The 20,929-nt window shown below is 72.6% G+C and carries 21 protein-coding genes; 9 read left to right on the top strand and 12 right to left on the bottom strand.

The features are described 5' to 3' along the window. Positions 1 to 114: 114 nt before the first annotated feature. Positions 115 to 1,629 carry a CocE/NonD family hydrolase gene (locus AB0L89_RS36445; RefSeq protein ID WP_365151408.1) on the top strand — a complete coding sequence of 505 codons (1,515 nt, stop codon included), beginning with the start codon at positions 115 to 117 and terminating at the stop codon, positions 1,627 to 1,629. 32 nt (positions 1,630 to 1,661) lie between these two features. Here the strand turns inward: AB0L89_RS36445 and AB0L89_RS36440 are convergent, their stop codons facing one another. The 5 genes from AB0L89_RS36440 to AB0L89_RS36420 form a co-directional block, all read right to left on the bottom strand. After that, positions 1,662 to 2,531 carry an amino acid ABC transporter permease gene (locus AB0L89_RS36440; RefSeq protein ID WP_365151278.1) on the bottom strand — a complete coding sequence of 290 codons (870 nt, stop codon included), beginning with the start codon at positions 2,529 to 2,531 and terminating at the stop codon, positions 1,662 to 1,664. Further along, positions 2,528 to 3,172, bottom strand: coding sequence for an amino acid ABC transporter permease (locus tag AB0L89_RS36435; protein ID WP_365151275.1), 645 nt, complete (start codon positions 3,170 to 3,172; stop codon positions 2,528 to 2,530). The genes AB0L89_RS36440 and AB0L89_RS36435 overlap by 4 nt, the downstream gene beginning before the upstream one ends. A 9-nt stretch (positions 3,173 to 3,181) precedes the next feature. Next, on the bottom strand, positions 3,182 to 4,102 hold the full coding sequence (locus AB0L89_RS36430) for a glutamate ABC transporter substrate-binding protein (protein ID WP_365151272.1): 921 nt from the start codon (positions 4,100 to 4,102) through the stop codon (positions 3,182 to 3,184). Between the two features lie 15 nt (positions 4,103 to 4,117). Then, positions 4,118 to 4,861 (bottom strand): amino acid ABC transporter ATP-binding protein, encoded by a 744-nt coding sequence (locus AB0L89_RS36425; RefSeq protein WP_365151269.1) that lies wholly within the window; start codon positions 4,859 to 4,861, stop codon positions 4,118 to 4,120. Between the two features lie 114 nt (positions 4,862 to 4,975). Next, the gene (locus AB0L89_RS36420; protein WP_365151405.1) at positions 4,976 to 5,422 is read right to left on the bottom strand and encodes a DUF6278 family protein; all 447 of its coding nucleotides are present in this window, start codon (positions 5,420 to 5,422) and stop codon (positions 4,976 to 4,978) included. 218 nt (positions 5,423 to 5,640) lie between these two features. Between AB0L89_RS36420 and AB0L89_RS36415 the strand changes: the two genes are divergently transcribed. Genes AB0L89_RS36415 through AB0L89_RS36405 form a run of 3 tightly spaced genes read left to right on the top strand, consistent with a single transcriptional unit; the run spans position 5,641 to position 6,904 of the window. Then, positions 5,641 to 5,787: a hypothetical protein gene (locus AB0L89_RS36415; protein WP_193433202.1), complete on the top strand. Its 147-nt coding sequence runs from the start codon at positions 5,641 to 5,643 to the stop codon at positions 5,785 to 5,787. Further along, a complete protein-coding gene (locus AB0L89_RS36410; RefSeq protein WP_365151265.1) occupies positions 5,784 to 6,452 on the top strand; it encodes a PRC-barrel domain-containing protein in 669 nt (222 codons plus the stop codon). Before AB0L89_RS36415 ends, AB0L89_RS36410 begins: the two co-directional genes overlap by 4 nt. Beyond that, positions 6,449 to 6,904, top strand: coding sequence for a PRC-barrel domain-containing protein (locus AB0L89_RS36405; RefSeq protein WP_365151262.1), 456 nt, complete (start codon positions 6,449 to 6,451; stop codon positions 6,902 to 6,904). Before AB0L89_RS36410 ends, AB0L89_RS36405 begins: the two co-directional genes overlap by 4 nt. 45 nt (positions 6,905 to 6,949) lie before the next feature. Here AB0L89_RS36405 and AB0L89_RS36400 read toward each other — a convergent pair whose 3' ends face one another. Continuing rightward, positions 6,950 to 7,825: an ABC transporter permease gene (locus AB0L89_RS36400; RefSeq protein ID WP_365151259.1), complete on the bottom strand. Its 876-nt coding sequence runs from the start codon at positions 7,823 to 7,825 to the stop codon at positions 6,950 to 6,952. After that, positions 7,822 to 8,745, bottom strand: a complete 924-nt coding sequence (locus AB0L89_RS36395) for an ATP-binding cassette domain-containing protein (RefSeq protein ID WP_365151256.1) — start codon at positions 8,743 to 8,745, stop codon at positions 7,822 to 7,824. Before AB0L89_RS36395 ends, AB0L89_RS36400 begins: the two co-directional genes overlap by 4 nt. 132 nt (positions 8,746 to 8,877) lie before the next feature. Here AB0L89_RS36395 and AB0L89_RS36390 point away from each other — a divergent pair, with 132 nt between their 5' ends. The 3 genes from AB0L89_RS36390 (at position 8,878) to AB0L89_RS36380 (ending at position 12,813) form a co-directional block, all read left to right on the top strand. Beyond that, on the top strand, positions 8,878 to 10,170 hold the full coding sequence (locus AB0L89_RS36390; protein ID WP_365151253.1) for a sensor histidine kinase: 1,293 nt from the start codon (positions 8,878 to 8,880) through the stop codon (positions 10,168 to 10,170). After that, positions 10,167 to 10,826: a response regulator transcription factor gene (locus AB0L89_RS36385; protein ID WP_365151250.1), complete on the top strand. Its 660-nt coding sequence runs from the start codon at positions 10,167 to 10,169 to the stop codon at positions 10,824 to 10,826. Before AB0L89_RS36390 ends, AB0L89_RS36385 begins: the two co-directional genes overlap by 4 nt. A 199-nt stretch (positions 10,827 to 11,025) precedes the next feature. Beyond that, positions 11,026 to 12,813 carry an SGNH/GDSL hydrolase family protein gene (locus AB0L89_RS36380; protein WP_365151247.1) on the top strand — a complete coding sequence of 596 codons (1,788 nt, stop codon included), beginning with the start codon at positions 11,026 to 11,028 and terminating at the stop codon, positions 12,811 to 12,813. A gap of 49 nt (positions 12,814 to 12,862) precedes the next feature. On the opposite strand, the gene AB0L89_RS36375 is transcribed toward AB0L89_RS36380, so the two are convergent. From AB0L89_RS36375 to pcaC, 3 genes are read right to left on the bottom strand one after another with little or no spacing between them, the layout of a single operon-like run. Next, complete coding sequence (locus tag AB0L89_RS36375) at positions 12,863 to 13,642, bottom strand: exodeoxyribonuclease III (protein ID WP_365151244.1); 780 nt, start codon at positions 13,640 to 13,642, stop codon at positions 12,863 to 12,865. Between the two features lie 30 nt (positions 13,643 to 13,672). Then, a complete protein-coding gene (locus tag AB0L89_RS36370) occupies positions 13,673 to 14,371 on the bottom strand; it encodes an MBL fold metallo-hydrolase (protein WP_365151241.1) in 699 nt (232 codons plus the stop codon). Between the two features lie 12 nt (positions 14,372 to 14,383). Next, entirely contained in the window at positions 14,384 to 15,682 is a 1,299-nt protein-coding gene (pcaC, locus tag AB0L89_RS36365; RefSeq protein ID WP_365151238.1) for a 4-carboxymuconolactone decarboxylase, read from the bottom strand. A gap of 180 nt (positions 15,683 to 15,862) precedes the next feature. Between pcaC and AB0L89_RS36360 the strand changes: the two genes are divergently transcribed. Further along, positions 15,863 to 17,860 carry a TerD family protein gene (locus AB0L89_RS36360; RefSeq protein ID WP_365151402.1) on the top strand — a complete coding sequence of 666 codons (1,998 nt, stop codon included), beginning with the start codon at positions 15,863 to 15,865 and terminating at the stop codon, positions 17,858 to 17,860. Between the two features lie 31 nt (positions 17,861 to 17,891). Continuing rightward, positions 17,892 to 18,872, top strand: coding sequence for an ornithine cyclodeaminase family protein (locus AB0L89_RS36355; RefSeq protein WP_365151236.1), 981 nt, complete (start codon positions 17,892 to 17,894; stop codon positions 18,870 to 18,872). Positions 18,873 to 18,879: 7 nt separating this feature from the next. Here AB0L89_RS36355 and AB0L89_RS36350 read toward each other — a convergent pair whose 3' ends face one another. Then, on the bottom strand, positions 18,880 to 20,172 hold the full coding sequence (locus tag AB0L89_RS36350; protein WP_365151233.1) for a sulfite oxidase: 1,293 nt from the start codon (positions 20,170 to 20,172) through the stop codon (positions 18,880 to 18,882). Between the two features lie 151 nt (positions 20,173 to 20,323). Beyond that, positions 20,324 to 20,926 (bottom strand): sugar kinase, encoded by a 603-nt coding sequence (locus AB0L89_RS36345; RefSeq protein ID WP_365151230.1) that lies wholly within the window; start codon positions 20,924 to 20,926, stop codon positions 20,324 to 20,326. Positions 20,927 to 20,929: the final 3 nt, after the last annotated feature.

The raw sequence follows: 20,929 nt of genomic DNA, 5'->3' as shown, positions 1-20,929 counted from the left end.
CGCTTTCAACGAGTGAGGAAGTGACCCGTGAGCCCTTCGCACCCGCACCGTGCCCTGCGTACGACCGCCGTGGGCGCCGTCTCCGCGAGCCTCGTCGCCACCGCCGCCCTCGGCATGGCCCCCGCGGCGCAGGCGGCGCCGGCCGCCGCGCCGCGGGCCGCGAGCTCCCCGGACGTCCGCTTCGTCGACGTCCCCGGCGACGGCGGCACGATCCTCAAGGCGAACGTCTTCACCCCCAAGGACGCGAGGCCCGGCGCCTCCTACCCCGCGATCGTGCTCCCCACCAGCTGGGCCATGCCGCAGATCGAGTACGTCGCGCAGGCCCAGAAGCTCGCGAACTCCGGCTATGTCGTGGTCAGTTACAACTCCCGCGGCTTCTGGCAGTCCGGCGGCGAGATCGAGACCGCGGGCCCCGAGGACATCGCGGACGCCTCCAAGGTCATCGACTGGACCCTGAAGAACACCCCGGCCGACCCGAAGCGGATCGGCATGGCGGGCGTCTCGTACGGCGCGGGCATCAGCCTGCTCGCCGCGGGACACGACAAGCGGATCAAGGCCGTCGCCGCGATGAGCGGCTGGGCCGACCTCATCGACTCGATCTACAGCGGCCGCACCCAGCACGCCCAGGCCGCGGGCCTGCTCGGCGGCCTGGGCGTGCTCACCGGCCGCCCCAGCCCCGAACTCCAGCAGACCCTCAAGGACTTCCTCGGGTCCAACCTGGACAAGGAGGACGAGATGATCGCGTGGGGCAAGAAGCGCTCCCCCGCGACCTACCTCGACAGGATCAACGAGAACGGCGCGGCCATCATGCTCGGCAACGCCTGGGGCGACACGCTCTTCCCGCCCAACCAGTACGCCGCGTTCTACGAGCGCCTGACCGGCCCCAAGCGCCTGGAGTTCCGCCCCGGCGACCACGCCACCGCGGAGGCCACCGGCCTGCTCGGGCTGCCCAACGACACCTGGACCTCCACGCAGCGCTGGTTCGACCACTACCTCAAGGGCGCGGACAACGGCGTCGACAAGGAGCAGCCGGTCCGGATCAAGTCCCGCTCCGACGGCGGCTACGAGGGCTACCCGGACTGGAAGTCGGTGGGCCCCACCAGCAAGAAGATCGCCATGTCCGGCACCACCACGATCCGCACGAACGTCGACTCGGGCGCCAACGGCGGTATCGCGATCCTCTCGAACGCCCTCGACCAGTTCCTCAAGATCCCGCCGATGGCGTCGGTGCCGCTGCTCCCGCGCCGCTACACGGGCGTCTGGCAGTCGGAGAGGTACGAGAGCGTCCAGCGGGTGCGCGGCACGGCGAGGCTGCACACGACGCTCACCAGCACCAAGGAGAGCGGCACCCTCGTCGCGTACCTCTACGACGTGGGCCCGCTCGGCCTCGGCAAGCTGGTCAGCAACGCGCCGTACACCTTCCACGGCAAGACGCCCGGCAAGCCGTTCGGCGTGGACCTGGAGTTGTTCTCCACGGCCTACGACGTACCGGCAGGACACAAGCTCGCCCTGGTCGTCGACACGGTCGACCCGCTCTACATCGAGCACAACCCGTCCGGCGCGCAGCTGACCTTCTCCTCGCCCGAGGCAGACCCGTCGTACGTGTCCGTCCCCCTGCGCGAGCAGTGATCACCGGCTGCTGCCGGGTGGGCGTGGCCCTGCTACTGCGCTCCCGGCAGCAGCGTCCCTGGTTCGGCCGGGGCGACTTCCGCGGCCTCGGTCTTGGGATTGCGCCGCTGACGCTTGGACACCCACTGGGCGAACCACGACAGCAACATGCACATCCCGATGTAGATCGGTGAGATCACCATGACCACGGGGATGAAGGGCAAATCGTAGTCGAGATTCGACGCGATCAGCTTCCCGGCGTGGAGGAACTCCTCATAGGTGATCAGATAACCGAGTGACGTGTCCTTCAGGGCCACCACCAACTGGCTGATGATGGCGGGCAACATGGCGCGCACGGCCTGCGGCACCAGGACGTGCGACATGACCTGGGTCTTGCGCATGCCGAGCGCGTACGCCGCCTCCCGCTGCCCCCTCTCCACGGAATTGACGCCGGATCGGAAGACCTCGGCGAGTACGGAGCCGTTGTAGAGCGTGAGTCCGGTCACGAGCGCCGGCAGCGGCTGGACCTTCAGCGCCACGAAGACGAAGAAGATCATCACCAGGACCGGCATCGCGCGGAAGAACTCCACGAGCAGCGTGGCCACCCAGCGCACCGGCCGGTGGTCGGAGAGCCGCCCCATGGCGAGCAGTCCGCCGAGGGCGAGCGAGAGCACCGCGGCGATGGCGAAGGCCTTGAGCGTGTTGCCGAGGCCGCGCAGCAGCAGTTCCTGGATGCCCTTGTACTCGAAGGGCGTCCACTTGGTGGCGGTGAACTGGTCGGTGTCGAAGAGCAGGTACAGGATCCAGGCGACGAGTCCGAGCACCACCAGGGTGGAGAGCACGCCGTAGAGCTTGTGCCGCCGTACGGTGTTGGGGCCCGGGATGTCGTACAGGGCGGTGGAATCGTGGGAGAGGGCTTTCATCGGGCGACTCCCCAGCGCTTCTCGAGGACATTGAAGATCGCGCTGATGGCGAGGGTGATGATGAGGTAGCCGAGGGCGATCCAGACGAAGGTCCAGATGATGTTGTAGCCCAGCTCGCTGAGCGTCTTGTAGGTGCCGAGCAGTTCGGTGACGCTGAACGCCCCGGCGATCGCGGAGTTCTTGGCGAGTGCGATGAGGTTGGAGCCGACCGGCGCGATGACGGACCGGAAGGCCTGCGGCAGCACGACCATCGACAGGGTCTGCCCGAAGGTCATGCCGAGGCTGCGGGCCGCCTCGCCCTGCCCCTTGGGCACGGTGTTGATGCCGGACCTGAGCGCCTCGCAGATGAAGGCGGAGGTGTAGCAGCCGAGCGCGAGCACCGCGAACACCTTGAAGGGCAGCACGAGGCCGAAGCGCGGCAGCCCGAGCAGCACCGCGAAGAACAGCAGCGTGAGCGGGGTGTTGCGCAGGACCGTCACCCACACCGTGCCGAAGACCCGGAAGGACCCGACGGGCGCGACGCGGAACGACGCCATCAGGAAGCCGAGCGCGAGGGCCAGGATCGAGGCGTAGACGGTGAGTTCGACGGTGCCGAGGAAGCCCTCGCCGAACGTGGAGAAGTTGTCTGTCAGTACGTCCACGACGCCTCCTCAGCTCGCCGGGTAGCGGTCGATGGCGGGCGGCTCCGGCGCCGGGACCCCGGAGAGTCCGAGGGTGGCGTCGTAGGCCTTCTTCCAGTCGCCGTCCTTCTCGCGGGCGGCGAGGGCGTCGTCGATCGCGAACCGCAGGGCGTTGTCGCCGCGGGGCACGCCGATGCCGTACGGCTCCTCGGAGAACGGCTTGCCGACGAGCTTGAGTTCGTCGGGCACCTTGGCCGCGTAGCCGATCAGGATCGCGTCGTCGGTGGTGACGGCGTCGACCTGGTAGGTCAGCAGGTTGTCGACGCAGACCGAGTACGTGTCGTACGCGACGAGCGTGGCCTTGGGGTAGTCCTGCTGGATCCGCTGGTAGGGCGTGGATCCTGCGGCCGAGCAGACGCGCTTGCCCGCGAGGTCCTGGGGCCCGGCGATCTCGTCCTCGTCCTTGCGGACCAGCAGCCCCTGGCCCGCCATGTAGTACGGGCCGCCGAAGCCGACGAGCTTCTTGCGGTTGTCGTTGATGGTGTAGGTGCCGACGTAGTAGTCGATCTGCCCGTTCTGGAGGGCGGTTTCGCGGTTCGCCGACGCGATGGTCTTGAACTCGATCCTCTTGGGGTCGAGGCCGAGCGAGGCCGAGATCATCTTGGCGATCTCGATGTCGAAGCCGGAGTAGGTCCCGGTCGCCGGGTCCTTCTCGCCGAGGTAGGGCTGGTCCTCCTTGGCGCCGACGACGAAGCGGCCGCGGCTCCTGGCCTTCTTCCAGGTCCCGGACTCGGGCAGCTGGAAGTCGGCCGCCACCCGGTACTTGGGCAGTTGCTCGGCCGAGGGTCCCTTGGTGGGCGGGCTGCCCTCCTTGCCGCAGGCACTGGCGGCGCAGGCGGCGAGGACGAGTGCCGCGAGCAGACGGGTCGTACGCGTGGTGTGTCGCTTCATGAGCACGTCCCCCCGTCAGTGCTTGAGGATCTTGGAGAGGAAGTCCTTGGCGCGCTCGCTCTCCGGGTTGTCGAAGAAGTCCTCCGGGGCCCGGTCCTCGACGATGCGGCCGTCGGCCATGAAGACCACGCGGTTGGCGGCGGAGCGGGCGAAGCCCATCTCGTGGGTGACGACGACCATCGTCATGCCGTCACGGGCGAGCTGCTGCATGACCTCGAGGACCTCGTTGATCATCTCGGGGTCGAGGGCCGAGGTCGGCTCGTCGAAGAGCAGCGCCTTGGGGTCCATGGCGAGCGCGCGGGCGATGGCCACGCGCTGCTGCTGGCCGCCGGAGAGCTGCGCCGGGTACTTCTCCGCGTGCGCGGACAGGCCCACGCGCTCCAGGAGTTCACGGGAGCGCTTGTCCGCCTCGTCCTTCTTGCGGCCCCGCACCTTGATCTGCGCCAACGAGACGTTCTGGAGAACGGTCTTGTGCGCGAAGAGGTTGAAGGACTGGAAGACCATGCCGACTTCGGCGCGGAGCCTCGCGAGGGCCTTCCCCTCTTCGGGCAGCGGCTGCCCGTCGAGTCTGATGTCTCCCGACTGGATGGTCTCGAGCCGGTTGATCGTGCGGCACAGCGTCGACTTGCCCGACCCTGACGGGCCGATGACGACGACCACCTCCCCCTTGCCGACGGTGAGGTCGATGTCCTGGAGGACATGCAGCTCTCCGTAGTACTTGTTCACATCACGCAGCTCGATCAAAGGATCGACGGCCATGGAAAGACCTGCCCACTCTCAGCTGTGTACGTCCGCGCAAACTATCCACGTCAAAACGGGACTTACTGGACGACACGCACGTAGGGGCATTAACCGTATTTGCGCCAATCGCGCCTACGTTTCGGAGGCCTCGGCGTAGACCTGGGAGAGTTCGGGCGCCCCCTGCACCGCCCAGTCGAGCCCCGCCTCGACGACCGGGATGTCCCGCCCGGAGCTGAGCCGCACGACCGGACTGCCGCCGGGCCACACGTGCCAGGCGGCGCCGGGCACCGTCCGCACCACGACGGTCCCCAGATACAGCCCGGCGTCGTTGCCGAGCCACGGCAGCGTCTCCGGGTCGTCGCGCCAGCGCGGCAGAAGCTGGTCGAGGGCGGCCAACGAGGCCGGGGAGTCGTCGAGTTCGAGGCCGGCGGCGCCCGCCTGGGAGCGCAGCAGCTCGCACTCGGAGAAGAGTTCGGCCACACCCTCGGGGTCGTCCTGGAACGCGGCGGCGAGCCCCTCCTCGGCCCGCTCCGCCGCCGAGTGCCGCCTGCGCCAGTTGTCGAGGAACGGGATGTGCATGATCGGCCTCTCCGTCGGGGTGGCGCCGCCGGATGCGCGGCCGGGCGCGGATTCCGTGTCCAAGAATGTATCTTGCATCAGTTGATCACGGAATCGGGCGAATCACGCCGTACCTGCCCGGCAGGTGACCGTTCCGCCCGGCGGGGTACTCGTGGGCACTCATGGGTGCCGTCGGGTGCTCGTGGAGGTCCCAGGGGGGCCGGTCCGGGAGGTGGACGATGGAGTGGTGGGCCTGGTTGGTCGTCGTGGTCGTCGCGCTGGGGCTGCTGACGGCCGCGGTGCTGGGCGTACAGGCACGGCGGCGCGGCGGCGGGGTGGTCGTGGTGCGGCGCGGCCGGCGTCCGGGGCGCGGGAGGGTGCGATGAGTGCGCTCGTACGGGCCTCCGGCCTCACCAAACGCCCGGTGGTCACGCTCGGCGGGACGGCGCTCGCGCAGGTCAAGGACGTGGTGCTCGACGCGGCGGGCGGGCGGATCGCCGGGTTCACGCTCGCCGGACGCGGCCTGTTCTCCGGTCCGCTGCGCAAGAGCCTGCCGTGGGCGGGGGTCCACGCGCTGGGTGCGGACGCCGTGATGATCGCCTCCGCCGAGGCGCTGGAGGACAGGGCCTCCGTCGCGTCCGGGGAGGAGGCGTCCGGCGGTCTGGTCCGCGGGGCGCGCGTCCTGACGGACGAGGGAGTGCGGGTGGGCACGGTGGTCGACGTGGTGGTCGAGGCGGGCAGGGACGGGCGGGTGGTCGGTGTCGAGATGGCCCCGGCGAAGGAGCGGGGCCGTCGCAGGACCGCGGTGTTCCTGCCCCTCGGCACCCGTCCCGCGATGACCGGCGACACCCTGATGATTCCGGCGGCGGACGTGGAGCGGGCCGTGGGCGACCTCGGTGACCTGGAGGCGGCGGTGCGGCACAAGCGGCGGCCCGGGGTGCCGGGTGACGCCGAGGGGACGGGGGCCGGGGCGCCGGGTGATCCGGGGAGTCCGGGTGACCCCGGTGACCCGCTCCGGCCCGACCTCCCCGGTGAGGAGCGGCTGCCGTGACGCTCCTCAGCGACACCGTGGGCCGCCCGGTCGTCAGCTCGTCCGACGCCACGGGCATCGGCACGGTCGCCGGCCTGGTCGTCGACCCGGACGAGGCCCGGATCACCGCCCTCCGGCTGGAGGGCGTCAAGGGCAGGGGCGACGTGATCGCCTGGGCGGACGTGGACGCGCTGGGCCCGGACGCGGTCGTCGTCGCGGCGGCCACGGCGGCGCGCTTCTCCTCGGCGGACTCGGCCGAGGAGCAGAACCTCCTGGGCAAACGCCTGTTGACCGACCTCGGCGACGCCGTGGGGACGGTCGCCGACCTGGCGTTCGACCCGGAGTCGGGCCGCGTCGAGGCGCTGCACACCTCGCTCGGCCGCCGCGTCCCCGGCACCGATCTGCTCGGGATCGGCGCGTACGCGGTGGTGGTACGCGCGGCGGCACTGCCCGGCGGGGACCCCGGCGCCTGACCGTACGTGCGCGCGTACGCGCCCGCTCCCGCGCCGCCCGTGCCCTCACACGTCGCGGCGGTCCACCGTCAGCACCGCGACCACCGCCGCGGCGACCGGCCAGACGGCCAGGACCAGCCACGCGCCCGCGGCGGTCGAGGGGTGGGCCCCCTGGACGGCGGCGGGGTCTACGAGGCGCAGCCAGGCCTTGTAGGGCGTCGCGTGGCCGAGGACGGCCGTCCAGTGGCGGTCCTCGCTCAGCACGATGGGCAGCAGGAGCAGCACGACGAACGAGGCGACCATCGTGGTGCCGCCGTGCCGCAGGACGGCGCCGAGCGCCAGGCCCGCCAGCGCGGCCACCGGCGCGAGCAGCGCGGAGGCGACGACCAGGCGCCAGGCGCCGGGGTGACCGAGGGGCACGCCGACGCCCCGGCCCGACAGGATCGCCTGGGTCAGCCAGAAGGAGCCGCCCGCGACGGCCGCGCCGAAGACGGTCATGACGGCGGCGGTCACCAGGACCTTGGCGGTCATCAGGGAGCGCCGGGCGGGGACGGCCGCGAACGTCGTACGGATGAGGCCGGTCCGGTGCTCCGAGACCAGCGCGAGGGCGCCGACGGCACCGGCCGACAGCATCAGGACGAGGGCGGCGTTCGTCGTGAAGGCCTCCTGGAGCGGGATGCCGTCGCGCACGAACCGCGCCCTGTCCCGCGCGTCGTTCTCCGACCAATAGCGGTAGGTGTCGTATGCCGTACCGGTGTTGAAGGCGAGGACCGCGAGCCCGGCGATCAGCAGGGCCCAGCCGGTCGAGCGCGGCGCCCAGAGCTTCAGCCACTCGGCGGCGACGAGGTCGCGGAAGCGGGGGCGGAGGCCGCCCGGGTCCTGTGCCCGGCCCTGCCCCACGGGGTTCGTCGTCGGGGCCGTGTGGTGCGTCGAGGTCGTCATCGGGCCTCTCCCTCCGTCCGCCGGATCGCCGGGTACTCCACGCTGTCCGCCGTCAGTGCCATGAACGCCTCCTCCAACGAGGCCGCGCGCGGGGTCAGTTCGTGCAGCGGGACCCCGTGCCGCTGGGCGATGTCGCCGATGCGGGCCGCGGCCAGACCGGTCACCACCAGCCGTCCGCCGTCGTCGGTCACCGTCGCGGCCTCGGCCGTCAGCAGCGGTGCGAGGGCCGCCGCGTCCGGCGTGCGCACGGTCACGGACCCCTCCCCCGAGCGCGCCGCGAACGCGGCGAGGCTCTCCGCCGCGATCAGCTCACCACGGCCGATGACCACCAACTGGTCGGCGGTGTGCTCCATTTCGGCCATGAGGTGGCTGGAGACGAAGACGGTGCGCCCCTCCGCGGCCAGGCGCCGGAACAGCCCGCGGACCCACCGCACGCCCTCCGGGTCGAGGCCGTTGAGGGGTTCGTCGAAGAGCAGCACCGGAGGGTCGCCGAGCAGGGCGGCGGCGATGCCGAGCCGCTGCCGCATGCCCAGCGAGAAGCCTCCGACGCGGCGGCGCGCCGCGTCCGCGAGGCCGACCTCCGCGAGGACGTCGTCGACGCGCGAGCGCGGGACGCGGTTGGTGCGGGCGAGGACGGACAGATGGGCCCGCGCCGTGTGGCCGCCGTGCGCGTCCCCCGCGTCGAGGAGGGCGCCGACGTGCCGCAGCCCGCGCGCCCGTTCCCGGAACGGTCGTCCGTCGACGGTGACGGACCCGCCGGTGGGCGTGTGCAGGCCGAGGATCATGCGCAAGGTGGTGGACTTTCCGGCGCCGTTGGGGCCGAGGAAACCGGTCACCAGACCCGGCCGGACCTGAAAGGTCAGGCCGTCGACCGCCGTCTTGGCGCCGTACCGCTTGGTCAGTTCATGGACTTCGATCACGCGGACCACGGTGTCGCGGACCGCCCCCGCCCGTCGTCGGACCGGCGCGGACACTTGGCGGGGCGGCTGTCACCCGTGGTTGTACACCCGTGGACGGATTCTCCGTACGCGCCCCTTGCCTACGATCGACGCATGTCAGCCACGCCGTCGACGTCCCTGTTCACGTACGCCTCGCCGGGCGCCTGGGCCGCCGCGTCCTGGTGCGTGGGCCTGGCCTTCGCCGCGCGCGAGTACTCCGGCGTGCCGCTGATGCCGACGAGCGCCCAGGAGGGGCCGAAGGCGTGGGAGTGGCTGCTCGTCGCCGCCGCCGTGGCCGTCGCGCTGTGCGCGGGCCGGCTGCTCGGCCGCCGCCCGCTCACGGCCCTCGGGCTGTTCGTCCTCGCCTCGTACGGCGCGACGCTCGCGCTCGACGAGACCGGCATCGCCTTCCTTCAGTACGCGGCGGTCGACATCGCCATGGGCTTCGTCGTGGCGACCGGGGCGCGGCGGGCCCGTGCCGTCGCCGTCGCCGTGGCGCTCTGCGCGCTGCCGGGCTTCGCGGTGCTGCGGCAGCTGCTCCAGCTCCCCTTCCGCTACCCGCACTCCGTCGAGAGCAGCTGGTCGGACTGGCAGGTCCACACCCTGCTCGCCGCGGTCGCCTGGCTGGTGGGCAACTCGGTGCGGCAGACCCGCGTGTACACCGAGCGCCTCGGCGCGCAGGCCGCCGCGCAGGCCGTCACGGCCGAACGGCTGCGCATCGCCCGGGAGATGCACGACACCGTCGCGCACAGCATCGGCATCATCGCCCTCCAGGCGGGCGCGGCGGCCCGGGTCGTGGAGACCCAGCCCGCCGGGGCGCGCGCGGCGATGGTCGCGGTGGAGCGGGCGGGCCGGGAGACGCTCGCCGGGCTGCGCCGGATGACGGCCGCGCTGCGCGAGGGCGAGGCCGGACAGCGCGGGAGCGGGGCCGGGCAGCGGGCGAGCGGGGCCGGGGTCCTGGCCGCGGACACGGGGGCCGCGCCGCTGGAGCCCGCCGCGGGCCTCGCCGACGTGGACCGGCTGGCTGCCGCGACGACGGCCGCCGGGGTGCGCGTGGAGGTGCGGTGGCGGGGCGAACGACGGCCGCTGCCGACCGACTTGGACCTGTCGGCGTTCCGGATCATCCAGGAGTCGGTCACCAACGTGGTGCGGCACGCCGCCGCAGGCTCCTGCACGGTGACGGTCGATCAGCGCGAGGAGGAGATCGCCGTCGAGATCGAGGACGACGGGCCGGGGGACGGCAGGACCGTCCCGCACCCGTCCGGCGCCGGAACGGGATACGGCCTGATCGGCATGCGCGAGCGGGTCGCCCTGCTGCACGGCGAGTTCAGCGCGGCGGCCCGCCCCGGGGGCGGGTTCCGCGTGAGCGCCCGGCTGCCCCTGCCGACGGCGGCGGGTGCGCGATGACGGTCCGTGTCCTGCTCGTCGACGACCAGCCCCTCGTCCGCACCGCACTGAGCATGGTCATCGCCGAGGCCCCCGACATCGAGGTGGCGGGCGAGGCCTCGTCGGGCGACGAGGCGGTACGCCTGTGCGCCCGGCTGCGCCCGGACGTCGTGGTGATGGACATCCGGATGCCCGGCATGGACGGCATCGAGGCCACGCGCCTGATCACGTCCGGCCCGACGCCCGCGCACGTCGTCGTCCTGACCACGTTCGACGACGACGATTACGTGTACGGGGCACTGCGCGCCGGTGCCTCGGGGTTCCTCGTCAAGGACATGGCCCTGGACGACATCCTGGCCGCGGTGCGGGTGGTCGCGAGCGGCGACGGGCTGCTCGCGCCGGGCGTCACGCGCCGGCTGATCAGGGAGTTCGCCGGGCGCCCGGTGGCCGCGCCGCCGCGCGGGGCGGCGATCGAGGGCATCACGGACCGCGAGCGCGAGGTCCTCACGCTGGTGGGCCGCGGCCTGTCGAACACCGAGATCGCCGAGGAGCTCTGCCTCAGCGTCGCCACCGCGAAGACGTATCTGACCCGGCTGCTCGCCAAGCTCGACGCCCGTGACCGGGTGCAGCTGGTGATCATCGCGTACGAGAAGGGGCTGGTCTCGACGGACCGGTGAGGTCGGCCGAGGGCGGCCCAAGGCACGGGCTTCCGCCGCACGGCGGCACACAGACCCCCGTTTCACCGAGTTCGCGCTCCGTTCACGCGCGACTCATTGACGCGCCTCCCGCGCCTCCTTAGCTTCATGGCGCATCTGTCATGACCCGGGCCGCCGCACGTGGGAGGGGCCGGGCCACCACGCGTGGGAGGGGTCCGTCGTGCGCCGACGTCTTTGGGGAACGGCCGCCGTGCTCGCCCTGTTCACGGGCCTCGTGCCGCTGGCGTCCGCGCGGGCCGCGGCCCCGCACGAGCCCGATCGGCACAGAACCTGGCCGCTCCCCCTGGAGCGGCTCTTCGACAACAGCGCGGTCAGCGACGACGCGCGCCCCGCCGACGCCGACTTCGACGGCTCGGGCGGCTCGCTCTCCGCGCGGGACCTGACCGCGGCGGGCTGGACTCCCGGACGCTCCCTGGCCGTTGACGGCGCCCGGCTCACCTGGCCGCGCACCGCGCCGGGCGACCCGGACAACGTGCGCGCCGACGGCCAGTCCGTGCGGGTGCGCGGCCGTGGCGACGCCCTCGCCTTCCTCGTCGCGGGCACGGGCGGCGAGGCGAGCGGCACGGGTACGGTCCGCTACCGCGACGGCTCGCGCGGCACCTACCGGCTCACCGCGCCCGACTGGCGCTCGGGACCGCTCGCCACGAAGTCCGTCGCCCTGCCGCACATCAACACGCCCGGCGGCCAACTCGCCGAGAAGGCCCGGCTGTACGTGGTGGCCGTGCCGCTGGCGCGGGGCCGCGAGGTCGCCTCGGTGGAGCTGCCGCGCGACCCGGGCACCGCGGACCTGCACGTGTTCGCGCTGTCCGTGCGGGCGGCGGCCAAGGGCTGGACGGGCACGTGGTCGGCGTCGACCGCCGGTCACACGGCGGTGGGCCCCTGGACCGACCGGACCGTACGCCTCGTCGTGCACACGAGCACGGGCGGGCCGCGGGTGCGGATCCGGCTGGACAACACCTTCGCGTCGGCGCCGGTGCGCATCGGCGGGGCGACGGTGGCGGTGCAGGAGTCCGGGGCGGCGGCCCGGGGCGAGCCGCGGCGGCTGACCTTCCGGGGCGCGCGCGGCACGGACGTCCCGGCAGGCGCCCAGGCGTTCAGCGACCCCCTCGACTTCGACGTGCCCGCCGACGCGAACCTCCTGGTCAGCTTTCATCTGCCGGGACCCGTGACGAGCGCGCCCGTGCACAGCCAGGCCATCCAGCGCTCGTACGTCAGCGGCCCCGGCGACCACGCGGCGGACGGCTCCCCGGCGGCGTACACCTCGACGATCACGACCTGGCCGCTGCTCACCGGTGTCGACGTGAGCGGCGGGCCCGGGTCCGTGGTGCTGCTCGGCGACTCGATCACCGACGGCGTGAAGTCGACGCAGGACGCCAACCACCGCTGGCCGAACGTCCTCGCGACGCGTCTCCTGAACCAGTCCGACGTACCGCGCTACGGCGTGCTCAACCAGGGCATCTCCGCGAACCGCGTGGTCGCCGACCGCTACCCCGGCGACGGCGTCTCCACCGACACGGGCGGCGTGAGCGCCCTGCACCGCCTGGACCGCGACGTCCTCGCCCAGACGTCGGCCCGTACCGTCGTCGTCTTCGAGGGCGTCAACGACGTGCGGTGGGGCGCCTCGGCGGACCAGGTGATCGCCGGTCTGCGGGAGATCGCGGATCGCTCCCGCGCGCGGGGGCTGCGGGTGGTGGCGGCGACGATCGCGCCGTGCGAGGGCGAGTCGCTGTGCACGGCGGCGGCGGACAAGGAGCGGAAGGCCGTCAACGCGTATGTACGCGGGAGCGGCGACTTCGACGCCGTCCTCGACTTCGACGCGGTGCTGCGGGATCCCGCGCACCCGGCGCGGATCCTCCCCGCCTACGACAGCGGGGACCATCTGCACCCCGGGGACGCGGGGCTCGCGGCGCTGGCGGAGTCGGTGGACCTGCGGGCCCTCGCGCCGTGAGGCACCCGCTCCGCCGGGTCCGTCCGGCGCCGCCGGACGGACCCGCCTCCTACAGCTCCAGGTCGACCACGACCGGCGCGTGGTCGGACGCGCCCTTGCCCTTGCGCTCCTCGCGGTCCACGTACGAGTCGGTCACGGCCTTCGCGAAGGGCTCGTTCCCGTACACGAGGTCGATGCGCATGCCCTTGTTCTTGGGGAAGCCGAGCTCGCGGTAGTCCCAGAACGTGAACGGGTGGTCGTACTTGAGCGGGCGGGGCATCACGTCGGTGAGGCCCGTCTCGCGCAGGGCCGCGAGCGCCGCCCGCTCGGCCGGGGTGACGTGTGTGGCGCCCTCGAAGCGGGCCGGGTCCCAGACGTCCACGTCGGTCGGCGCGACGTTGAAGTCGCCGAGGACCGCGAAGGGGCGGGGGCCCGCGGCGTCGCCGGCGACGGCCGCCTTCAGGGCCTCGAACCACTGGAGCTTGTAGGCGTAGTGCGCGTGGTCCACCTCGCGGCCGTTCGGCACGTACACCGACCACAGGCGCAGGGGGCCGCAGGTCGCGGAGATCGCGCGGGGCTCCTCCGCGCCGTCGTAGCCGGGGTCGCCCGGCAGGCCCTTGACCACGTCGTCGAGGCCGACCCGGGAGACCAGCGCGACGCCGTTCCACCGGCCCGTCGCGTTCACCGCCGACTCGTAGCCCAGCTCGCGCAGCTCGTCGGCCGGGAAGCCCTCGGCCGTCGTCTTGGTCTCCTGGATGCACAGCACGTCCGTGCCGGTGCTCTCCAGCCAGGCCAGGAGCCTCGGCAGACGGGCGGTGATCGAGTTCACGTTCCAGGTCGCAATGCGCATGCCCCACAACCTACCGGGCGCCACTGACAGTCACAGGTCGGCCGACTCCCCCGGCGTCAGCCGCAGGTGCTCGGCGCCGCCGAGGGCCCCGATCTGGTTGTCGTAGATGGGCCGGGCGAGGTCGGTCAGGAGCGCGTCGTGGATGTCGTAGGCGCGCCGCGGCTTCACCTCGCGTACGTACTCGATGACCTCGGAGATCTTGTTCCACGGTGCCATCACGGGCAGCATCAGCGTCTCGACGGGGTGGTCGGGGACGGTGAGCGCGTCGCCGGGGTGGAAGACCGAACCGTCCACCAGGTAGCCGACGTTGGTGATGCGCGGGATGTCCGGGTGGATGACGGCGTGCAGCTCGCCGTGGACCTGGACGTCGAACCCGGCGGCCGTGAACGCGTCGCCGTGCCCGACGGTGTGCACGCGCCCGGGGAAGGCCGCCGAGATCTGGTCGGCGACCGCCTTCAGGGTCCAGATCTCGGCGCCGGGGCGGGCCGCGAGCGCGGCCCGCAGCCGGTTCTCGTCGAAGTGGTCCGGGTGCTCGTGCGTGATGAGGATCGCGTCGGCGCCGAGCGCCGCGTCGCTCTCGCTGAAGGCTCCGGGGTCGATGACGAGCGTGCGCCCCTCCTTTTCGAGACGCACGCACGCGTGGGACTTCTTCGTGAACCTCGTCCGCGCTGAGCGGCCGCCGGTGTCGGGGGAATCGGGGAAATCGGGGGAACCAGAAGAATCCGTCATCCCCCCATCCTGCTACTCCTGGGGCGTGGTTTCCTCACGGATCACGGCCTGGGCGACCTTGAAGGCGGAGTTCGCGGCGGGAACGCCGCAGTAGACGGCGGCCTGGATCAGGACCTCCTTGATCTCGGCCGGGGTGAGGCCGTTGCGCAGCGCGGCCCGGGTGTGGAAGGCCAGCTCGTCGAGGTGGCCGCCGGCGACGAGCGCGGTGAGCGTGACGCAGCTGCGGGAGCGGCGGTCCAGGCCGGGCCGGTTCCACACCTCGCCCCAGGCGTAGCGCGTGATCAGCTCCTGGAAGTCCCCGGAGAAGTCGTCGGCGGAGGCGAGCGCGCGGTCGACGTGCGCGTCGCCGAGGACCTCGCGGCGGACCTTCATCCCGGCGTCGTAGGGGTCGGGCCGGACGGCGCCGGATGCCTCGGGCTGCTCCATGGGGGCGATCTCGGCCATGGGCGCGGGGGGCGGCGGCGGGGCGAGGACGGGCTTGACCGGCGGGGCGGCGATGGCGGACTGGCCGGTGGCCGTGTCGGGGGCGGCCTGCCAGGCCGAGGAGAAGTGCCGTACGAGCAGGTCGGTGACGGCGGCGGGCTGCTCGACGGGCGCGAGGTGCGAGGCGCCGGGCACGACGGCGAGCCGCGCGTCGGGGATCCCGGCGACGAGCGTGCGGGCCTCGCCCTGCCCGGTGACCTGGTCCTCGGACCCCACGAGCACCAGCGTCGGCACGCCGACCCGGCCGAGCTCGGCACGGACGTCGAAGGCGGCGAGGGCCTCGCAGGCGGCGATGTAGCACCCCGGGTCGGTGGTGCGGACCATCTGGACGGCCCAGTCGGTGATCGCGGGCTGCGCGGCGGCGAAACCGGGCGTGAACCAGCGCTCGGGCGCGGAGCGGGCGATGGGGTCGAGGCCGTTGCTGCGCACGATGACGCCGCGCTGGCGGAACTCGTCGGCGGTGCCGAACCGCGGCGACGCGGCGATCAGCGCCAGCGAGGCGACGCGCTGCGGGTGCCGCAGCGCCAGCTCGACGCCGATGGCACCGCCGAGCGCGCAGCCCGCGTACCCGAAGCGCTGCACGCCCAGCTCGTCGAGCGTCGCGAGCAGCCGCTCGGCGAGCTCCCCGACGGACCCGCACGGGTGCGCGGGCGCCCCGCCGTGTCCGGGCATGTCGAAGCGGAACACCCGCCAGTGCCGGCTCAGCTCGGTTATCTGCCGGTCCCACATGTGCCACGTGGTCCCGAGCGATGCTCCGAGGATGAGCACCGGAGCGTCTTCGGGCCCGTCGAAGCGGTACTGGAGGGCAGGGGTCTTCGTCTCACTCACCGCTCCACGCTAACGGGCGGAGCTTACGCGGGAGTCAGAGGGGGCCGAAGCCTTGTCATGATGGCCGGTTCCGGCTCAAGCTCCTATGACAGAAGAGTATTCAACTTCCGTCACCAGGAGGGTCGTTCGGCCTCCGACCGCGCCGCCCTTCCCTGCCCTCGGGGGGCGCGCGTGCGTGAAATGACCAAGGGTGCCAACACTTCTCTGCCGAATCCCGCCGAGGAAGGCGGTTCGCTCATCGTGCGGCTCGGCTGGAGCAGCGCGAGCGGGGAGGGCGACTCCGACGTGTCCGTCCTGCTGCTCCGGGAGAACGGAAAAGTAGGGGGAAACGACGACTTCTACTTCTACAACCACCCGGTCGCCGCGGACGGATCCGTACAGCTGCTCGGCCAGACACCGACGGACAACGGCAGCGAGGACAGAATCAGGCTCGACCTGTCGGCGCTGCCCGCCTCGGTGGAGTGCGTGGTCATCGCGGCCAGCCGCTACCGGCGCGCGGGCTTCGGCGAGCTGCAGGACCTCCGCCTCACCCTGACCGGCGGATCCGGCGAGGACCTGATCGGCTTCACCATCACGGGGGCGACCGTGGAGAGCGCCTTCGTCTTCGCCGAGATCTACCGGCGTGCGGGCGAGTGGAAGTTCCGCGCGGTCGGCCAGGGGTACGGGACCGGCCTGGCGGGCCTCGCCACGGACTACGGAATCGAGATCGACGAGGACGACGACCAGGACGTACCCGCGCAGCGCGCGGAGGCCTCCCCCGCGGTCACCGACGCGCCCTCCGCACCCTCCGTGCCGGCGGCCGCGGCTCCCGGCGGCACCCCGTCCGCACCGCCACCGGCCACACCGCCTCGCCGGCTGCGTACGGCCAAGAAGAAGACCAAACTGCCCAAGGGGCCCGCCAAGCCGTCCCTGGCCGAGAACGACGAATGGCGGCCTGCGCGGCTCTTCCCTCTCTCGTCCCTGAAGAGCGACAGGGACCGTGAAGTGCGGGCGACCTCCATCCTGCTGTCCGTGATGGCCCAGGTGCCGGAGTTCGGCCGCAGGCTCACAGCGGCCTTCGGCGCCCCGGCGGGCCGCATGGAGACGTTCACCGAGGTCGCGCTGCCCAACGCGGACCGTCCGCGACGTCCCGACGGCGTGATCCGCGTCGAACGCGCGGGGAAGCTGTGGACCGCCCTCGTGGAGACGAAGACCAACGGAAACCCCCTCAAGGCCGAACAGGTGCAGGACTACCTCGACATCGCCGCGCGCCGCGGCTACGAAGCCGTGATCACCCTCTCCAACGACGTCGCCCTGGACGGCAGCCCGCTCGTGGAGGCCAGGACCGACGCCCGGCGCAAGAACAAGGTCGCCCTCTGGCATCTGTCCTGGGCCGACGTGACGCACCAGGCCCAGATGCTCATCCATCACGAAGGCGTGCGCCAGGAGCCGCACGCCTGGCTGCTCCAGGAACTGCTCCACTACCTCCAGCACGAGAACTCGGGCTGCCACGGCTTCCAGAACATGGGCGCCGACTGGGTATCCGTCCGCAACGGCATCGACGACGAGACCCTCGTACCCGGCGATCCGCGCGCCGTACGGGTGGTGGAGAGCTGGGAGCGCCTGATCCGGCAGGTGTGCCTGCGCCTCGGGGGCGAACTCGGCGAGAAGGTCGTCCCCGTCCAGCGGGCCAGGCGCGGCACCGATCCCCGGTCGCGCCGCGCCACGCTCGCGAAGGCGCTGTGCGAGGACGGGCGGCTGCACGCCGAGATCAGGATCGACGGCGCACCCGGTCCCCTGCAGCTGACCGCGGATCTGCGGCTGAGCCGCCTGCGGACGTCGATCGAGGTGCCCGCGCCCGTGCAGGGGTACCCCTTGACCTGGGTGAAGCGGCTGATGAAACAGCTGGCCGATGCCCCGGCCGATCTGCACGTGCAGACGCTGATGCGGGGCGAGGTACCCGGTCCGCGCGGCACGCTGGACAAGCTCCGTCCCGAGCCCGCCGACCTCTTGCCGGGGGCCGGTTCCGGAGCGGCGGCGGGCTCGGGCGCCGGTGCGGCCGCGAAGATCACGGGGTTCCGGCTCTCGCTGTCGCGGACGCTGGGCAGCACCCGCGGAAACGCGGAGTCCGGCTTCATCCGGAGCGTCGATTCGGCGATCGACGTGTTCCATAGAGGGGTGATCACCAGCGTGAGCTGACGCGCAAGGCCGAGAGGACGGACACAACCCCATGAAGGCTCATTCCTCGCACCCCGAACAGCCCGCCCAGCCGGCCCAGTCGGGGACACCCCACATCGACGCCGCCGCCCTGACCCGTCTCGTCCCCATGTCCGACGCCGTGGACGCCCTGGAGTCCGTGCTGCTGGCGGGCCTGGATCCGGAGGCCGAGCCGCCGCGCGGGGTCGTGGAGGTGCCCGGGGGGCAGCTGCTCCTGATGCCGTCGGCGACCGCCTCGTACACCGGGGTGAAGATCGCCACCGTCACGCCGGGCAACGCGGAGCGGGGGCTGCCCCGCATCCAGGGGCTCTATCTCCTGCTGGACGGCGTGACCCACGCGCCGCTGGCGCTGCTCGACGGCATCGCGCTGACGTCGCTGCGCACGCCCGCCGTGTCCGGTCTCGCGGTCCGGCATCTGGCGGTCCCGGAGGCCGAGCGTCTGCTGGTCTTCGGTACGGGGCCGCAGGCGTGGGGGCACGTCGAGGCGGTACGGGCGGTGCGTCCGGGGATCCGGCACGTCGACGTGGTCGCGCGGAACGCCGAGCGGGTCGCGGCCTTCGCCGACCGCTGCCGGGCGGAGGGCCTGTCCGCGTCGGCCGCGGCACCGCGGGACGTGGCCCACGCGGACGTGATCTGCTGCTGCACCACGGCCCGCGAGCCCCTCTTCGACGGCACGCTCGTGCCCGACCACGCGACGGTGGCCGCGGTCGGCTCCCACGAGCCGGACGCCCGCGAGGTCGACGCCGCCCTGGTGGCCCGCGCCACGGTGATCGCCGAGTCCCACGAGGTGGCGACGCGCGAGTGCGGCGACCTGCTCCTCGCGGCCGAGGAGGGCGCCTTCGACATGACGGCGCTGCACACGCTGGACGCCCTGGTCAGGGGCACGGCCGAGCCCGCACCCGACCGCCCCCGCCTGTTCAAGTCGGCGGGGATGGCCTGGGAGGACTTGGGGGTGGCGGCGGCGGTGTACGAGGGGTGGACGGCGGCGCGGTGACGTCGCCTCAGGCCACCACCGTCACCGCGTGCCGTACCACCGCGTCGAACAGATAGCCCTGGGTGTTGTGGGGGGTGGTCGGCGGTTGGGTGCGGCCTGTGGTGTCCGTGGCGCGGGAGAGGAGTGTGGTGGGGCCGGGGGTGGTGGGGCGCCAGGGGGTGGACCAGCGGGTCCAGGTGTGGGGGCGGGGGGTGTCGTGGAGGCGGGCGCGGCGCCAGGTCGCGCCCGCGTCCGTGCTGACCTCCACCGTGGCGATCGCGCCCGCGCCCGACCAGGCGCGGCCCGTGAGGCGGTGGCGGGTGCCCGCGGGGAGGCTCGCGTTCCAGGGGAGTTCGAACGCCGACTTCAGGGTCTGGCGGGTGAGCGGGGCGCTGCCCTCCTCGGGGTAGCCGTCGCCGTACAGGCGATAGAAGTCCGTGTTCCACGGGGAGTACAGCGGGGTCGCGGAGACCTCGATGTCGCCGACCCACTTGATCGAGGCGATGCCCACCCAGGACGGGGCGAGGACCCGGACCGGGTGGCCGTGGTCCGGCGGCAGGTGCTCGCCGTTCATCTCGTACGCGAGGAGGACGTCGTCCAGGGCCTTGGCGAGCGGGAGGGGGCGGCGGACGCGGCCGAGGTTCGTGCCGTCCGCCGTGACGTAGTCCGCGTCGAGGCCGCGCGGCATCACGTCGACGGCGCGGCGGGACAGGCCCGCGGCGCGCAGCACGTCGGCGAGGCGCACGCCGCGCCAGCGGGCCGCGCCGATCGCTCCCAGGGTCCATGGCGTGCCCGACGCGCTCTTGTTCTGCTGCGTGGCGAAGAAGTCCCTGCCGTTGCCCGCGCATTCGACGAACGCCGTGCGGGTGACCGGGGGGAGCTTCTTGAGGTCGGCGAGCGTGAAGTGGCGGGCGCGGCCCGTCAGGCCGTCGCCCCAGACCTTCAGCCGCCATGTCGTCGCGTCCAGCACGGGCGTCGCCGTGTGGTTGCGTACGAAGAAGTGGGAGACGGGAGTGGTGTGGCCGGTGCCCGCCAGCGAGGCGAAGCGGGTCTCCGCGTTCGTGCCGCGGATGATGAAGCGCTCCGGCGGGAGCGGTTTGACGATGCCCGGCGTCGCCGCTCTCGCCTCGGCGGGCGCGAAGGCCGCGGGGGCCGCCGTCGCCACGCCCGCTGCCGCGAGCAGGCGCAGCACGTCGCGGCGCGCCACCCCGTCCGCGCGGGCCTCCCCCGCCAGCCACTGGCCCAACCGCCGTCGGTCGTAGGCCGATTCGGATGTTGGGGCGGCGGTCGTGCGGTCGGCGGCGGTGTCGTCTCTCGTCATGGGCGCACGGTAGGTGCGGCGGGCCCGCGCCGCCCGGTGATCCCGCGCCGTTTCACGCCGCCGCAATGTGCCGCACATCCGGGGCAACACCCGGCAACAGGGCTTCACACCAGGGCCACTTGGGGCGTTCGCCCTCAGGGGGCCGCGGGCGTCACGGTGTCGTCGTCGACACCACGTAGACCATCGGGTGCTGCGCGTTCGAGCGGTCCACCACGACGTCCAGCGTGGGCGCCGGGTCCTTCTGCTCGTGGGTCAGCCCGGACCACGGGCCCGGTCCGGTGAACTCCCAGCCGACGACCTTCTGGTCGCGCTTGCTGATGGTGATGTCGTTCAGCTTGAGGTGCGGCGTGGTCGTGCCGATCTGGTCGAGGAACTTGTCCAGGCCCTTGTTGCTGGTGAGGAACTGGACGTAGAGGCGGCTGGTGCGCCAGTTGTTCGTCTCGTAGTACGCGACCTCCTCCGAGTACGGCGGGATCGGTACGTCGTACAGGCGGCGCTGCACCTTGGAGGGCCAGCCGGCGGTGAGGCCCGTCGCGGAATACTTGCTCTCCTTGTCGCGGCCGCTGTCGCGGCTCTGGTTCGCGGAGATCACCAGATAGCCGGCGGGGATGCCGATCAGGAGCACGATGATCGTCGCCGTCAGCCAACGGCGGCGGATCATGTGGCGGCGGTCCTCGGTCTTGCCCCCGTCGCGGCCCGGCGCGTCGGAGGCGCCGGGGAGGTCCGGGGACGGGGGCTGGCGGGGCACGGTCATCTG

Origin of the sequence: Streptomyces sp. NPDC052114, from assembly GCF_040680155.1 — a bacterium.
Classification (GTDB): domain Bacteria; phylum Actinomycetota; class Actinomycetes; order Streptomycetales; family Streptomycetaceae; genus Streptomyces.
This window is presented reverse-complemented; position numbering and strand designations above follow the sequence as displayed.

What these genes read in the sequence shown, in the direction of transcription:
- AB0L89_RS36445 (WP_365151408.1), top strand. Translation starts at nt 115, where the DNA reads ATGGCCCCCGCGGCGCAGGCGGCGCCGGCCGCCGCGCCGCGGGCCGCG.
- AB0L89_RS36440 (WP_365151278.1), bottom strand. Translation starts at nt 2,531, where the DNA reads ATGAAAGCCCTCTCCCACGATTCCACCGCCCTGTACGACATCCCGGGC.
- AB0L89_RS36430 (WP_365151272.1), bottom strand. Translation starts at nt 4,102, where the DNA reads ATGAAGCGACACACCACGCGTACGACCCGTCTGCTCGCGGCACTCGTC.
- AB0L89_RS36425 (WP_365151269.1), bottom strand. Translation starts at nt 4,861, where the DNA reads ATGGCCGTCGATCCTTTGATCGAGCTGCGTGATGTGAACAAGTACTAC.
- AB0L89_RS36420 (WP_365151405.1), bottom strand. Translation starts at nt 5,422, where the DNA reads ATGCACATCCCGTTCCTCGACAACTGGCGCAGGCGGCACTCGGCGGCG.
- AB0L89_RS36415 (WP_193433202.1), top strand. Translation starts at nt 5,641, where the DNA reads ATGGAGTGGTGGGCCTGGTTGGTCGTCGTGGTCGTCGCGCTGGGGCTG.
- AB0L89_RS36410 (WP_365151265.1), top strand. Translation starts at nt 5,784, where the DNA reads ATGAGTGCGCTCGTACGGGCCTCCGGCCTCACCAAACGCCCGGTGGTC.
- AB0L89_RS36400 (WP_365151259.1), bottom strand. Translation starts at nt 7,825, where the DNA reads ATGACGACCTCGACGCACCACACGGCCCCGACGACGAACCCCGTGGGG.
- AB0L89_RS36390 (WP_365151253.1), top strand. Translation starts at nt 8,878, where the DNA reads ATGTCAGCCACGCCGTCGACGTCCCTGTTCACGTACGCCTCGCCGGGC.
- AB0L89_RS36385 (WP_365151250.1), top strand. Translation starts at nt 10,167, where the DNA reads ATGACGGTCCGTGTCCTGCTCGTCGACGACCAGCCCCTCGTCCGCACC.
- AB0L89_RS36375 (WP_365151244.1), bottom strand. Translation starts at nt 13,642, where the DNA reads ATGCGCATTGCGACCTGGAACGTGAACTCGATCACCGCCCGTCTGCCG.
- AB0L89_RS36370 (WP_365151241.1), bottom strand. Translation starts at nt 14,371, where the DNA reads ATGACGGATTCTTCTGGTTCCCCCGATTTCCCCGATTCCCCCGACACC.
- AB0L89_RS36360 (WP_365151402.1), top strand. Translation starts at nt 15,863, where the DNA reads ATGACCAAGGGTGCCAACACTTCTCTGCCGAATCCCGCCGAGGAAGGC.
- AB0L89_RS36355 (WP_365151236.1), top strand. Translation starts at nt 17,892, where the DNA reads ATGAAGGCTCATTCCTCGCACCCCGAACAGCCCGCCCAGCCGGCCCAG.
- AB0L89_RS36350 (WP_365151233.1), bottom strand. Translation starts at nt 20,172, where the DNA reads ATGACGAGAGACGACACCGCCGCCGACCGCACGACCGCCGCCCCAACA.
- AB0L89_RS36345 (WP_365151230.1), bottom strand. Translation starts at nt 20,926, where the DNA reads ATGACCGTGCCCCGCCAGCCCCCGTCCCCGGACCTCCCCGGCGCCTCC.